Here is a 15,289-nt window from a genome sequence, read left to right as displayed (position 1 = left end):
GGATGTGGTGCAGCCGGTGTTGTGGGCGGTGATGGTGTCGTTGGCGGAGGTGTGGCGGGCTCAGGGTGTGGAGCCGGGTGCGGTGATCGGTCATTCGCAGGGGGAGATCGCGGCTGCGGTGGTGGCGGGTGGTCTGTCGTTGGAGGACGGGGCGCGTGTGGTGGCGTTGCGGTCGCGTGCGTTGCGTGCGTTGTCGGGTCTGGGCGGCATGGTGTCGGTCGCAAGGAACGTGGACGAGGTTCGTGGTCTGCTGGCGGGCTGGGAGGGGCGGATCGGTGTGGCGGCGGTGAACGGGCCGTCGTCGGTGGTGGTGTCGGGTGATGCGGGGGCGTTGGACGAGTTCGTGGCCGTGTGTGACGCGTCGGGTGTGCGGGCGCGTCGGGTGGCGGTGGACTACGCGTCGCACTCCGTGCATGTGGAGCGGATCGAGGAGGAGCTTGCCGGGCTTCTGGCGCCGGTGGCGCCGCGTTCGTGTGATGTGCCGTTCTACTCGACGTTGTCGGGTGGAGTGATCGACACCGCTGGTCTGGACGCCGGGTACTGGTACCGGAATCTGCGGGGGACGGTGGAGTTCGAGGCGGGGACGCGTGCGTTGCTGGCCGACGGGTTCCGGGTGTTCGTGGAGGTGAGTGCGCATCCGGTGGTGGCGACCGGGGTGCAGGAGACCATCGAGGACGCGGGCGTGCAGGCCGGCGTTGTCGGCACACTGCGGCGTGACGAGGGTGGTCTGGAGCGGTTCGCGCTGTCGCTGGGTGAGGCGTGGGCGCTGGGCGCCGAGGTGGACTGGGAGACGCATTACGCGGGCACCCGGCCCCGTCACGTCGACCTCCCCACGTATGCCTTCCAGCGGCAGCACTACTGGCCGCGTTTCGCCGAGCTGGGCGGTGACGTCAGCTCGGCCGGCCTCGACTCGCCCGACCACCCCCTGCTCGGTGCCTCCGTCGAACTCGCGGGCGGCGACGGCCTGGTGGCCACGGCACGGTGGTCGCTGCGTACCCACCCCTGGCTCGCGGACCACGCGGTGTCCGGCACCGTGATCGTCCCCGGAACCGCGCTCGTGGAGTCCGTGATCCGGGCCGGAGACGTCCTCGGCTGCGGCCGGATCGAGGAACTGGCCCTCCAGGCCCCCGTGGTCCTCCAGGACCGCGGCGAGGCACAGGTCCAGATCGGCGTCGGCGAACCCGACGCCTCCGGCCGCCGTCCCGTCACCGTCCACACCCGCACCACCGGCCCCGACGGCGCCACCGAGGACCTCTGGACGCTCCGCGCCCAGGGCACCCTCACCGAGCCCGGCGCCCCCGCCGTCGACCGGCCCGAGGAGTTCACCGCCTGGCCGCCCCCCGGCGCCACCGCCGTCGCCGCCGAGGGCTTCTACGAGCTGCTCGTCGGCCGTGGCTACGAGTTCGGGCCCGTCTTCCAGGGCGTACGCGCCACCTGGAGCCGCGGAGAGGACCTCTACGCCGAGGTCGTCCTGCCCGAGCAGGTCCGCGGTGACGCCGGACGGTTCGGCATCCACCCCGCGCTCCTCGACGCCGCCCTGCACGCCGCCCACCTCGCCCCCGGCAGCGCCGGGCGCACGGTCGTCCCGTTCACCTGGAGCGGGGTCTGCCTGCACGCCGCCGGAGCGACCGCACTGCGCGTCCGCGTCTCCCCGGCAGGGCAGGACGCCATCTCCGTCCAGCTCACCGACCCGACCGGCGCCCCCGTCGCCACCATCGACGCCCTGGCCGTACGCGAGATCGCGCCGGACACCCTCGATCCGTCCGCCCGCGCCGCCCGCGACTGGCTGTTCCGCCTCGACTGGACACCGGTCACGCCGCCCGCCGCCGTCCCGGCCGCCACCGGCTGGGCCGTCCTCGGCACCCCGGCCGACCCGGTCACCGCACCCGACGGCAGCGGAACCACACTGCCCGCCTTCGCCACCCCCGGCGCACTGGCCGAGCACACCGAGGCCACCGGTCACCGGCCGGACGCCGTCCTGCTGTTCGCCGGGGCCGCCGCGTCGGGCACGGCCGCCGCGCCCGACGCCGAGCCGGGCGTCCCGGACGCCGTCCTCGACGACGTGCTCGCCACCGTCCAGAGCTGGCTCGCCGACGAGACCACCGAGGGCGTTCCGCTGGTCGTCGTCACCCGCGGCGCCGTCCCCACCGGCCCCGCCGACCCCGCCCACGACCTGCCCGGCGCCGCCGTCTGGGGCCTGGTGCGGTCCGCCCAGTCCCAGCACCCGGGCCGCCTCGTCCTGGCGGACCTCGACGTCCACGACGACTCCTGGCTCGCCCTGCCGGCCGCACTCGCCGCCGGTGAGCCGCAACTCGCCCTCCGCCAGGGCGCCGCGTACGCGCCGCGCCTGGTCCGGCCCCGTACCTCCGACGCCCTCACCGTGCCCGAGGGGACCGGGAACTGGCGCCTCGACATCCTCGAGAAGGGATCCGTCGACCGGCTGGACCTCGTCGCCGCCCCCGGGGCGGCCGAGGAGCCCGCCGCCGGCGAGGTGGTGATCGAGGTACGTGCCGCCGGACTGAACTTCCGCGACGTCCTCAACACCCTCGGCATGTACCCCGGCCCCGCCGTGCTCCTCGGCGCCGAGGCGGCCGGTGTGGTCACCGCCGTCGGCGAGGGAGTCACCGGCTTCGCCCCGGGCGACCGCGTCATGGGCCTGGTCTCCGGCGGCTTCGCCCCCCGCGCCGTCGCCGACGCCCGCATGCTCGCCCCCGTACCCGACGGCTGGACCTGGGCGCAGGCCGCCTCCGTCCCCGTCGCCTTCCTCACCGCCTACTACGGACTGCGCGACCTCGCCCACCTCGACTCCGGCGAGTCCGTCCTCGTCCACGCCGCCGCCGGCGGTGTCGGCATGGCCGCCGCCCAGCTCGCCCGCCACTGGGGCGCCGAGGTCTACGGCACCGCCGGCGACCACAAGCGCACCCTGCTGCGCGCCGACGGCTGGGACGACGCCCACCTCGCCTCCTCCCGCACCCTCGCCTTCGAGGACCGCTTCCGCGCCACCAGCGGCGGCCGTGGCGTCGACGTCGTCCTCAACTCCCTGGCCGGCGACTACATCGACGCCTCCCTGCGGCTGCTCGCCCCCGGCGGACGCCTCGTCGACATGGGCAAGACCGATGTCCGCGATCCCGGGCAGGTCCTCCGCGACCACCCCGCCGCCGCCCTCTACCAGGCGTACGAACTGCGTGAGGCCGGTGAGGACCGCATCCAGGAGATGTTCCGCGACCTGTCGGAACTCTTCGCCTCCGGAGCCCTGCGGCCCCTGCCCACCGTCACCTGGGACGTGCGGCACGCCCGCGAAGCCTTCCGCCACATGGCCCAGGCCAAGCACTACGGCAAGATCGTGCTCACCCTGCCGCGCGCCTGGGACCCCGAGGGCACCGTCCTGGTCACCGGCGGCGCCGGTGTCCTCGGCGGCATCCTCGCCCGCCACCTCGTCACCCGCCACGGCATGCGCCACCTCGTCCTCACCGGCCGCCGGGGCCCCGACACCCCCGGCGCCGGGGAACTCGCCGCCGAGCTGCGGGAGCTGGGCGCCGAGGTCACCCTCGCCGCCTGCGACGCGGCCGACGCCGACGCCCTCGCCGCGGTGCTCGCCGCCGTCCCCGCCGAGCACCCGCTGACCGCCGTCGTCCACGCCGCGGGCGTCCTCGACGACGGCGTCCTCGAATCCCTCACCCCCGACCGGCTGCGCACCGTCCTCGCCCCGAAGGCCGACGCCGCCCGCCACCTGCACCGCCTCACCCGCGACCTCGACCTCGCGGACCTGGTGCTGTTCTCCGCGGGCGCCGGCGTCTTCGGCAACGCCGGACAGGCCAACTACGCCGCCGCCAACACCTACCTCGACGCCCTCGCCCACCGGCGCCGGGCCGACGGCCTGCCCACCACCTCCCTCTCCTGGGGCCTGTGGGCCGACACCAGCGCCCTGACCGGACAGCTCGACGACACCGACCTCGCCCGGGTGCGCCGCTCCGGCGTCCTGCCGCTCTCCGCCGCCGACGGCATGGTCCTCTTCGACGCCGCCCTCGCCGAGCAGCGCCCCCACCTGGTGCCGGTCCGCCTGGAGACCGGACAGCTGCGCGCCTCCGGCGACGAGGTCCCGCCCCTGCTGCGCGCCCTGTACCGGGGCCCGGTCCGGCGCACCGCCGAGGCCGGCGCCGCCGCCGGTACCGACGGCCTGCGCGCCCGCCTGGCCGGCCGTTCCGCCGAGGACCGGCTCAGCACCCTGCGCGACCTGGTCGGTGCCCACGCGGCCGCCGTCCTCGGCCACGACGACACCGAGCCGTTCCACGCCGGCCGCGCCTTCCGCGACCTCGGCTTCGACTCGCTGACCGCCGTCGAACTGCGCAACCGCCTCAGCGCCGCCACCGGTCTGCGGCTGCCCGCCACCCTCGTCTTCGACCACCCGACCGTCGCCGCCCTCGCCGCCCACCTCGACGGTGAACTCTCCGACGGCACCCCGGCGGCGCTCCCCGCCGCGCCCGCACCCGCTCCCGCCGCGCCCGGCGACGACGACCCCTTCGCCATCGTCGGCATGGCCTGCCGCCTCCCCGGCGACATCCACTCGCCCGAGGACCTGTGGCGGCTGCTGGCCGACGGCGCCGACGCCGTCGCGCCCTTCCCCGACGACCGCGGCTGGGACCTCGCCCGCCTCTACGACTCCGTCCCCGAGGGCCAGGGCAGCTCCCGCACCCGCGAGGGCGGCTTCCTCCACGACGCCGCCGACTTCGACGCCGACTTCTTCGGCATCTCCCCCCGCGAGGCGCTCGCCATGGACCCGCAGCAGCGCCTCCTCCTGGAGACGGCCTGGGAGACCTTCGAACGCGCCGGCATCGACCCCCGCTCGGTACGCGGCAGCCGCACCGGCGTCTTCGCCGGCCTCTCCTCCAGCGACTACCTCAAGCGCGTCACCCACGTCCCCGACGAGATCGCCGGATACGTCAACAACGGCAACGCCAACAGCATCGTCTCCGGCCGCGTCTCCTACACCCTCGGCCTGGAGGGCCCGGCCGTCACCGTCGACACCGCCTGCTCCTCCTCCCTCGTCGCGCTGCACATGGCGCTGCAGGCCCTGCGACGCGGCGAATGCACCATGGCCCTGGCGGGCGGCGTCACCGTCATGTCCTCGCCCGAGATCATCGTGGACTTCTCCCGGCAGCGCGGCCTCGCCGCCGACGGCCGCTGCAAGCCCTTCGCCGAGGCCGCCGACGGCACCGGCTTCTCCGAGGGCGTCGGCCTGATCCTCGTCGAGCGGCTCTCCGACGCCCGCCGCAACGGCCACCAGGTCCTCGCCGTGGTCCGGGGCTCCGCCGTCAACCAGGACGGTGCCAGCAACGGCCTCAGCGCCCCCAACGGCCCCGCCCAGCAGCGGGTGATCCGCCAGGCCCTCGCCGACGCGGGTGTCGGCGCCGCCGAGGTCGACGCCGTCGAGGCGCACGGCACGGGGACCCGCCTCGGCGACCCGATCGAGGCCCAGGCCCTCCTCGCCACGTACGGCCGCGACCGGGACGGCGGCCACCCGCTGTTCCTCGGCTCCGTCAAGTCCAACCTCGGCCACACCCAGGCCGCGGCCGGTGTCGCCGGGGTGATGAAGATGGTGCTGGCCCTGCGCCACCGCCTGCTCCCCGAGAGCCTGCACATCGACGCGCCGACCCCGCACGTCGACTGGGCGGACTCGGGCGTGCGCCTGCTGACCGAGGCCACCGCGTGGCCCGAGCCCTCCGCCTCCCGCCCGCGCCGCGCCGCCGTCTCCTCCTTCGGCATCAGCGGCACCAACGCCCACGTCATCCTGGAGGAGGCCCCCGCCGTCCCCGGCCCGGACGGCGGCGAGCCGGAGCCCACCGGCGCCGACGCGACGGAGACCCGCCCCATGCCCCTGCCGTGGGTGCTGTCCGCCCGCAGCGAGGCCGCCCTGCGCGGCCAGGCCAAGGCCCTCCTCACCCACCTCGACGCCCACCCCGGGACCGACCCCGCCGACATCGCCCACACCCTGGTCACGCGCCGCGCCCAGCTGGAGAAGCGGGCCGTCGTCGTCGGGAGCGCCACCGGCGACTTCCGCGCCGGCCTCGCCGCCCTCGCCGAGGGCAGCCCCGCCGCCCACGTGGTGACCGGCGGCCGGGGAGCCGGACGCGACCGCCGGACCGTCCTCGTCTTCCCCGGACAGGGCTCCCAGTGGGCCGGCATGGGCGCCGAACTCCTCGACGCCAGCCCCGCCTTCGCCGACCGCGTCGCCGCCTGCGAGGAGGCGCTCGCCCCGTACGTCGACTGGTCCCTGACCGCCGTCCTGCGCCAGGAGGAGGGTGCCCCCGCCCTCGACCGCGTCGACGTCGTCCAGCCCGTCACCTGGGCCGTGATGGTCGCCCTCGCCGAGGTGTGGCGCGCCCACGGCCTGCGTCCGGCCGCCGTCCTCGGCCACTCCCAGGGCGAGATCGCCGCGGCCGCCGTCGCCGGGGCCCTCTCCCTCGCCGACGCCGCCAGGATCGTCGCGGTCCGCAGCCGGGCCATCGCCCGCGAACTCTCCGGACACGGCGGCATGGTGGCCGTCACCGCCCCGCACGACGAGGTGACCGCCCTCCTCGCCGATCTGCCCGGCGTCTGCGTCGCCGCCGTCAACGGCCCCTCCTCCGTCGTGGTCTCCGGCGACACCGGCGGCCTCGACACCCTCCTCGCCGCCTGCGAGGAACAGGGCGTCCGCGCCCGCCGCGTCCCCGTCGACTACGCCTCCCACTCGGCCCACGTCGACCGGCTCGCCGAGAGCCTGCCCGCCGCCCTCGACGGCATCGAGCCCCGCGACGGCGACATCCCCTTCTTCTCCACCGTCACCGCGGACTGGCACCCCGGCACCGGACTCGGCGCCGCCTACTGGCACCGCAACCTGCGCGGCACCGTCCGCCTGGAGGAGTCCCTGCGGGCCCTCGTCGAGCAGGGCCACGACGTCTTCGTCGAGTGCGGCCCGCACCCGGTGCTCACCGTCGGCATCGAGGACACCGTCGCCGCCCTCGGGGCCGACGCGGTGGCCCTCGGCTCGCTGCGCCGCGACGACGGCGGCCCCGCCCGTGTCCTGACCGCCCTCGCCGCCGCCCACGTCGAAGGCGTCCCCGTCGACTGGCGCCCCGCCGTGTCCCACGGCACCGCCGTCGACCTGCCGACCTACGCCTTCCAGCGCCGGCGGTACTGGCTGGACGCCGGCACCCCCCAGGGCGACCCGGCCGGCCTCGACACCGTCGTCCGCCTGGCCGACGGCGGAGCCGTCCTCAGCGGTTCCCTGTCCCTCACCACCCAGCCCTGGCTGGACGCCCACCGGACCCACGGCGCCGCCGTCGTCCCCACCACCGCCCTGCTGGACTGGGCGGTCCGGGCCGGCGACGAGACCGGCCTGCCCGTGGTCGCCACACTCGACGAGCACAGCCCGCTCGTCGTGCCCGAGGAGGGGCACGTCGAGATCCAGCTCACCGTCTCCGCCGCCGACACCGACTCCCGGCCGTTCTCCGTCCACTCAAGGCTCCACGCCGCCGACGCCGGTGAGCCCGCCACCCCCTGGACGCGGAACGCGACCGGCGCCCTCACCGACCGGCCCACCACCACCCCGCAGGCTTCCGGAACCTGGCCGCCCGCCGACGCCGTCGCGGGCGACCCCGCCCCCGTGCGCGCCCTCGCCGAGGACCGCGGCCTCGACCTCGCCGCGCCCTTCGACACGGTGCGCTCCCTGTGGCGCGCCGGCACCGACGTCCTCGCCGAGGTCGCACTTCCCGACACCGCACACGCCGACGCGGCGCGCTTCCGCCTCCACCCGGCGCTCCTGCAGACCCCGCTCGCCCTCGCCGCGACCACCGAGGAGGCCACCGCACCGGTCCTGCCCGCCGCCTGGCGGGACGTCACCGTGCACGCCACCGGCGCCAGCAGGCTCCGCGTACGCCTCACCCCGGGGGACGACGCCACCTGGAGCGTCGAAGCCCGCGACGCCGCAGGCGACCTCGTCCTCACCGGCACCGCCGTGACCCGTCCGGCCGGCCCCGACCGGCTCCCCGCCACCGCCGGCCCCGACGCCCCGCACCGGGTCGCCTGGCTCCCGTGGACCGACACAACCTCCTCCGCCACCCCCGAACCACACGGTCCGTGGGCCGTCATCGGTGCCCCCGGACGGCTCACCGCCGCCCTCGAACGCAGCGGCGCCACCGTCCAGCGCCACCCCGACCTGGCCGCCCTCACCACCGCCCTCGACAACGACGAGGCCGCACCTCCCGCCCTGGTCGTCGCCTTCCACGGCCACGACAGCGGCGAGGACCCGACGAGGGCCGCGCACACCTCCGCGTCCCGTGCCCTGGAGCTGTCCACCGCCTGGCTCCGGGAGCCGCGCCTGGCCGGCGCCCGGCTCCTCCTGGTCACCGAGGGCGCCGTCGCCACCGGCCCGGACGACACCGTCCCCGGCCTCGCCGACGCCACCGCCTGGGGCCTGCTCCGCTCCGCCCAGACCGAGCACCCCGGACGCTTCCTCCTGGCCGACCTCGACCCCGCCCCCGGCGACACCGGAGAGGACAGCGCCGCCGACACCCTGATCGCCGCCGCCGAGGCGGCCGCGCGCACCGGCGAGCACCAGTTCGCCGTACGGGCCGGCACCGTCACCGTGCCGCGCCTGGTCCCCGCCGGTCACCCGGAGGGCGCCCCCGCGCCCGCCGCCACCGCTCCGTGGGGCGAGGGAACCGGCGCCGGCACCGTGCTGATCACGGGCGGAACCGGCACCCTCGGCGCCCTCGTCGCCCGTCACCTCGTCACCCGCCACGGCGTACGCCACCTGCTGCTCACCAGCCGTCGCGGGCCCGGCGCCCCCGGAGCTGCGGCCCTGCGCGAGGAACTCGCCGCGCTCGGCGCCGAGGCAGAGATCGTCGCCTGCGACGTCGCCGAGCGCGAGCAACTGGCCGGCGTCCTCGACGCCGTACCGGCCGAACACCCCCTGACCGCCGTCGTCCACACGGCCGGTGTCCTGGACGACGGCACACTGGACGGCCTCACCGCCGACCGCGTCGCCCACGTCCTGCGGCCCAAGGCCGACGCCGCCTGGCACCTCCACGAGCTCACCCGCGACACCAAACTCACCGCGTTCGTGATGTTCTCCTCCTACGCGGGCGTCGCCGGTGGCCCCGGCCAGGCCAACTACGCGGCCGCCAACGCCTTCCTCGACGCCCTCGCGCAACACCGCCGGGCGAGCGGCCTGCCCGCGCACTCCCTCGCCTGGGGCCTCTGGGAGGACCGCAGCGACCTGACCGGCGCCCTCGACACCACCGGCCTGGCCCGCCTGGAACGCTCCGGCATCCGCCCCCTCACCGCCGGACAGGGGCTCGCCCTCCTCGACGCGAGCACCGCCCTGGACACCGCCCACCTCGTCCCCGTACGGCTCGACACCCGCACCCTGCGCGCCGACGAGGCGCCGCCGCTGCTGCGGGCCCTGGCCCGCCCGGCCGTACGACGCGCCGCCGACTCCGGGCCCGGCGCGGCCACCGGTGCTCCGGCGGACCTCCGTGAGCGGCTGGCCGGACTCAGCGGCCCCCAGCAGCGGGCGCTGCTGCACCGTACGGTCCTCGGTCACCTCGCCGCCGTCCTCGGCCACGCCTCCGCCGCGTCCCTCGACGCGGACCGCGGCTTCCTCGACCTCGGGATGTCCTCGCTGACCGCGGTCGAACTCCGCAACCGGCTCAACGCCGACACCGGGCTCTCCCTGCCCACCACCCTGATCTTCGACCACCCGGACCCGGCTGCCCTCGTACGCCACCTCCAGACCGAACTCGGCACAGCCACCGGCGAGCCCGACCAGGCCGTCTTCGCCGAACTTGCCGCCCTGGAGGCCGCCGTCGGCGGCGCCGCCCTCGACGACCAGGACCGCGCCCGCCTGGCGCAGCGACTCAAGGCCCTCGGGTGGAAGCTCGACGCCACCTCCCAGGGCGCCGACGAGCCCGACGACGACTCCGACCTCGACACCACCACGGACGACGAGATGTTCGACCTCATCGACAACGAACTCGGGCTCGCCTGACGGCGCCTGGCCGCCGGCGCGTCCACGAGCGCGCCGGCGGCCACCGCTCCCGTCCCCCCGCCCCGGCCACCGCGTCCTTCCCGAATTCAGAGGATCCACCCCATGGCAAGCTCCGAAGCCAAGCTCCGCGACTACCTCAAGAAGGTCACCACCGACCTTCGCCGCACCCGGCAGCGGCTGGAGACGGTCGAGGCACGGGAGAGCGAGCCCATCGCCGTCATCGGCATGGCCTGCCGGTTCCCCGGCGGTGTCCGCTCCCCGGAGGACCTGTGGCAGCTGGTCGCCGACGGCACCGACGCCATCGGCCCCCTCCCCGCGGACCGTGGCTGGGACCTGGACGGCCTCTACGACCCGGACCCGGGCACCCCCGGCAAGAGCTACGTCCGTGAGGGCGGCTTCCTCGAAGGCGCGGCCGACTTCGACGCGGACCTGTTCGGCATCGCCCCGCGCGAAGCCCTCGCCATGGACCCCCAGCAGCGCCTGCTCCTGGAAACCGCCTGGGAGGCCGTGGAGCGCGCCCGCATCAGCCCCGCCTCCCTGCGCAACACCGACACCGGCGTCTTCGTCGGCGGCGCCGACACCAACTACGGCTCCCTGGCCCGCACCGCCGAGGAGACCGAGGGCCACAACCTCACCGGCGGCGCCATGAGCGTCCTCTCCGGCCGGATCTCCTACACCCTCGGCCTGGAGGGCCCGGCGGTCACCGTCGACACCGCCTGCTCCTCGTCCCTGGTCGCCCTGCACCTCGCGGTCCGCGCCCTGCGCGCGGGCGAGTGCTCCCTCGCCCTCGCCGGCGGCGTCGCCATGATGCCGACCACCGAACTCTTCACCGAGTTCTCCCGCCAGCGCGGCCTCGCCACCGACGGCCGCTGCAAGCCCTTCGCCGAGGCCGCCGACGGCACCTCCTGGGGCGAAGGCGTCGGCGTGCTGCTCGTCGAGCGGCTCTCCGACGCCCGCCGCAACGGCCACCCCGTCCTCGCCGTCGTCCGCGGCACCGCCGTCAACCAGGACGGTGCCAGCAGCCGCCTCACCGCGCCCAACGGGCCCTCCCAGCGCCGCGTCATCGAGGCCGCGCTCGCCGACGCCCGCCTCGCCGCCGACCAGGTCGACGCCGTCGAGGCACACGGCACCGGCACCACCCTGGGCGACCCCATCGAGGCCCAGGCACTCCTCGCCACCTACGGCCAGAACCGCCCGGAGGACCGCCCGCTGCGGCTGGGCGGCATCAAGTCGAACATCGGCCACGCCCAGGCCGCCGCCGGTGTCGCCGGCGCCATCAAGATGGTCATGGCCATCCGGCACGGCCTGCTGCCCGCCACCCTCCACGTCGACACCCCCACCCCGCACGTCGACTGGACGGCCGGCGCCGTCGAACTCCTCACCGAGGCCGTCGACTGGCCCGACGCCGACCGTCCCCGCCGGGCCGGCGTCTCCGCCTTCGGCATCAGCGGCACCAACGCCCACGTCCTGCTCGAACAGGCCACCCCCGAACCCGCCGGGGCCGAGGACACCCCTCAGGACGCCACCCCCGCCGAACCGGTGACGGCCACCGACCCGGCGGTCACCCCCTGGCTCCTCTCCGCCCGTTCGCAGACCGCGCTACGCGCCCAGGCGGCACGACTCCTGGCCCACCTCACCGACCACACCGGTGCCGAGTCCCCGCGCCCGGCGGACATCGCCCTCTCCCTCGCCACCAGCCGCGCCCCGCTCCCGCACCGCGCGGTCGTCCTCGCCACCGACCCCGGAACCACCGAAGCAGCTCTCACCTCCCTCGCCGCCGACGAACCCCACCCCGCTGTCCTGGAGGACGCCGTCCGCAGCGCCTCCACCGCGTTCCTGTTTTCGGGGCAGGGGTCGCAGCGTCTGGGGATGGGGCGTGGGCTGTACGAGCGTTTCCCGGTGTTCGCGGAGGCGTTCGACGCGGTCTGCGCCGGGCTGGACGAGCACCTGGAGCGCCCGCTGCGTGAGGTGGTCTGGGGCGACGATACGTCGGTGCTGGACGGGACGGCGTACGCGCAGGCGGGGCTCTTCGCCGTTGAGGTGGCGTTGTTCCGGCTGGTCGAGTCGTGGGGTGTGCGGCCGGAGTTCGTTGCCGGTCATTCGATCGGTGAGGTGGCGGCTGCGCATGTGGCGGGTGTGTTCTCGCTGGCGGATGCGTGTGTTCTGGTGGCTGCTCGTGGGCGGCTGATGCAGGCGTTGCCGGAGGGTGGCGCGATGGTGGCTGTGGAGGCGTCCGAGGCGGAGGTGTTGCCGCGTCTGGAGTCTGTCGAGGGTGTGTCGGTCGCTGCGGTCAACGGTCCGTCGTCGGTGGTCGTCTCGGGCGCCGACGACGCGGTCGAGGCGGTGGCGGAGGTGTTCCGTGAGCAGGGGCGTCGGGTCAGCCGTCTGCGGGTGTCGCACGCTTTCCACTCCCCGCTGATGCAGCCGATGCTCGCTGACTTCCGTGAGGCCCTGTCCGGGCTGTCGTACGCGGAGCCTTCGCTGCCGGTCGTCTCGAACGTCTCGGGCCGGATCGCGGAGCCGGGTGAACTGACCACGCCTGACTACTGGGTGCGGCATGTCCGCGAGGCCGTCCGTTTCGACGACGGTGTCCAGGCTCTGGCGGCGGAGGGTGTCGCGCGGTTCGTGGAGCTGGGGCCCGACGGGGTGCTCAGTGGCATGGCGCGGGCCAGCGCCGGTGAGGACGCCGTCCTCGTCCCGCTCCTGCGCAAGGACCGTGACGAGGAGGTCACCGCACTCGCCGCGCTGGGCCGCCTCCACGCCACCGGTGCGCCCGTCGACTGGACCGCCGTCCTCGCCGGGACCGGCGCCCGCCTCGTCGACCTGCCCACGTACGCCTTCCAGCACGAGCACTACTGGCCCGTGCCCGCACCTGCACCCGCCGGGGACGTGGAGTCCGCCGGCCTGCGCGCCGCCGGCCACCCCCTGCTCAGCGCCGCCGTCGAACTCTCCGACTCCGGCGGTCTCCTGCTCACCACCCGGCTGTCCCTGCGCACCCATCCCTGGCTCGGCGAGCACGTCGTCATGGGCAACGCGCTGCTGCCCGGCACGGCCTTCGTGGAGCTCGCGGTCCGCGCCGGCGACGAGGTCGGCTGCGACCGCGTCGAGGAACTGACCCTCGCCGCCCCGCTGGTCCTGCCCGAGCAGGGCGGCGTCCAGCTCCACCTGCACGTGGGCCCCGCCGACGCCGCCGGCCGCCGCGTCCTCGCGGCCCGCTCCCGCGCCGAGGGCGCCGACGACCAGCCCTGGACCGAGCACGCCACCGGTGTCCTCGCTCCCGGGGAGCGCACCGTGGAGTTCGACACCTCGGTGTGGCCCCCCGCCGACGCCGAACCCCTCGACCTCACCGGCCTGTACGAGCGCATGGCCGAGGGCGGCTACCGGTACGGGCCGCTCTTCCAGGGCCTGCGCGCCGCCTGGCGCCGGGGCGACGACGTCTTCGCCGAGGTCGCCCTGCCCGACTCCGCCGAGCGCGACGCCACCGCCTACGGCCTCCACCCGGCGCTCCTCGACGCCTCCCTCCACGTCTCGGCCCTGGGCGGTCTCGCGCACGGGGTGGTCCCGTTCTCCTGGGAAGGGGTGTGCCTGCACGCCACCGGCGCCCGGGAGGTCCGGGTCCGGATGACCCGGACCGGCGACGAGACCGTGACGGTCGCCGTCGCCGACCCCACCGGTGCGCCCGTCGCCAGCGTCGAGAACCTGGTGCTCCGCCGGGTCGCCCCCGACGCCACCGGTGTCGACGCCCTGACCCGCGACGCCCTCTTCCGGGTGGACTGGGTCCGGACCGAGGCACCTGGTGATGCGGCCGACACCGGTCCGGTCGGCGTCCTCGGGGATTCCGACGCGTCCACGGCCCTCGCGGCAGTCCTCCGGGCCGACGGGCTGTCGGACGGCGGGTTCGTGGCCTTCCCCGACCTGGAGGCCCTGGCCGCCGCCGAGGAGGTACCGGCGACGGTGCTGGTCCGGGTGCGTCCCGACGCCGCGACGCGGCCCGACGCGGTGGTGGACGCCGTCCACGCTCTGGCCGCCCGTGGCCTGGAGCTGGTGCGGGAGTGGCTGGCGCAGGAGCGGTTCACCGACTCCCGCCTGGTCTTCGTCACCTCGGACGCCGTCGACGGCGGCGACCTGGCCGACGCGGCCCTCCGGGGCCTGGTGCGCTCCGCCGTCTCCGAGCACCCCGGCCGCTTCGGCCTGATGGAGGTGGGACGCGGCACCGACACCGCGACCGTGCTGGCAGCCGTCGCCACGGGCGAGCCGGAGACCGCCGCACGCGACGGCGAGGTGCTCACTCCGCGACTGGCCCGGATCACCTCCGGCACCACGACGGGCCCGCGCTGGGACAGCCTCGACGGCACCGTGCTGCTGACCGGCGGTACGGGTGGGCTGGGGCGGATCGTCGCCCGGCACCTGGTGGTCGAGCGAGGGGTGCGGGACCTGCTGCTGGTGAGCCGCAGCGGCGCCGCCGCCGACGGCGCCGGGCAACTGGTCGCCGAACTGTCCGAGGCCGGTGCGCACGTGACCGTCGAGGCGTGCGACGTCTCCGACCCCGCCGCCGTCGCGGAGCTGGTCGCCCGCCACCCGGTGCGCGCGGTGGTCCACTCCGCTGGGGTGCTGGACGACGGCACGGTGGAATCACTCACGGCCGAGCGCGTGACCCGCGTGCTGCGCCCGAAGGCGGACGCCGCGTGGAACCTGCACGAGGCCACCCGCGCCCTCGACCTCGAAGCCTTCGTCGTCTTCTCCTCGATGTCCGGCATCCTCGGCGGCCCCGGCCAGGCCAACTACGCGGCCGGCAACACCTTCCTCGACGCCCTGGTACGCCACCGCCGCAGCCTCGGCCTGCCCGCGACCTCGCTCGCCTGGGGCCCGTGGACCCAGGACGCCGGCATGATCGGCACCCTCTCCGGGACCAGCCGGAACCGCGTCGCCCGCGCAGGCATGCCCGAGCTGACCGCCGAGCAGGGAACCGCCCTCTTCGACGCGGCCCTGGCCTCCGATGAGCCGGTCGTCCTCCCTGTCCGCCTCGACCTGGCCGCCCTGCGGGGGCAGGGTGACCTGCACCCGATGATGCTTGGTCTGGTGCGGCGGCGTGGTCGTCGTGCGGCTGCGGGTGGTTCGGTGGCGGCGGCGGGTCTGGTGCAGCGTCTTGGGGCGTTGGGCGTAGATGAGCGTCGTGAGGTGTTGCTGGATCTGGTGCGTGGTCAGGTTGCGGTGGTGTTGGGGCATGCGGGTGTGCAGTCGGTGGATCCGGGGCGTGCGTTT

2 protein-coding genes are annotated in these 15,289 nt (G+C 75.7%); both read left to right on the top strand.

Features of this window, described 5'->3' with window-relative positions; translation table 11 throughout:
- Positions 1-10,027: type I polyketide synthase (locus tag IF45_RS0130355; protein WP_037638814.1), on the top strand; the 10,027-nt coding region annotated here is incomplete at its 5' end.
- 102 nt (positions 10,028-10,129) lie between these two features.
- Positions 10,130-15,289, top strand: a 5,160-nt coding sequence (locus tag IF45_RS0130350; protein WP_030310782.1) for a type I polyketide synthase, incomplete at its 3' end; no start/stop codon positions are given.

This window comes from Streptomyces albidoflavus (assembly GCF_000719955.1).
GTDB lineage: Bacteria > Actinomycetota > Actinomycetes > Streptomycetales > Streptomycetaceae > Streptomyces > Streptomyces albidoflavus.
This window is presented reverse-complemented; position numbering and strand designations above follow the sequence as displayed.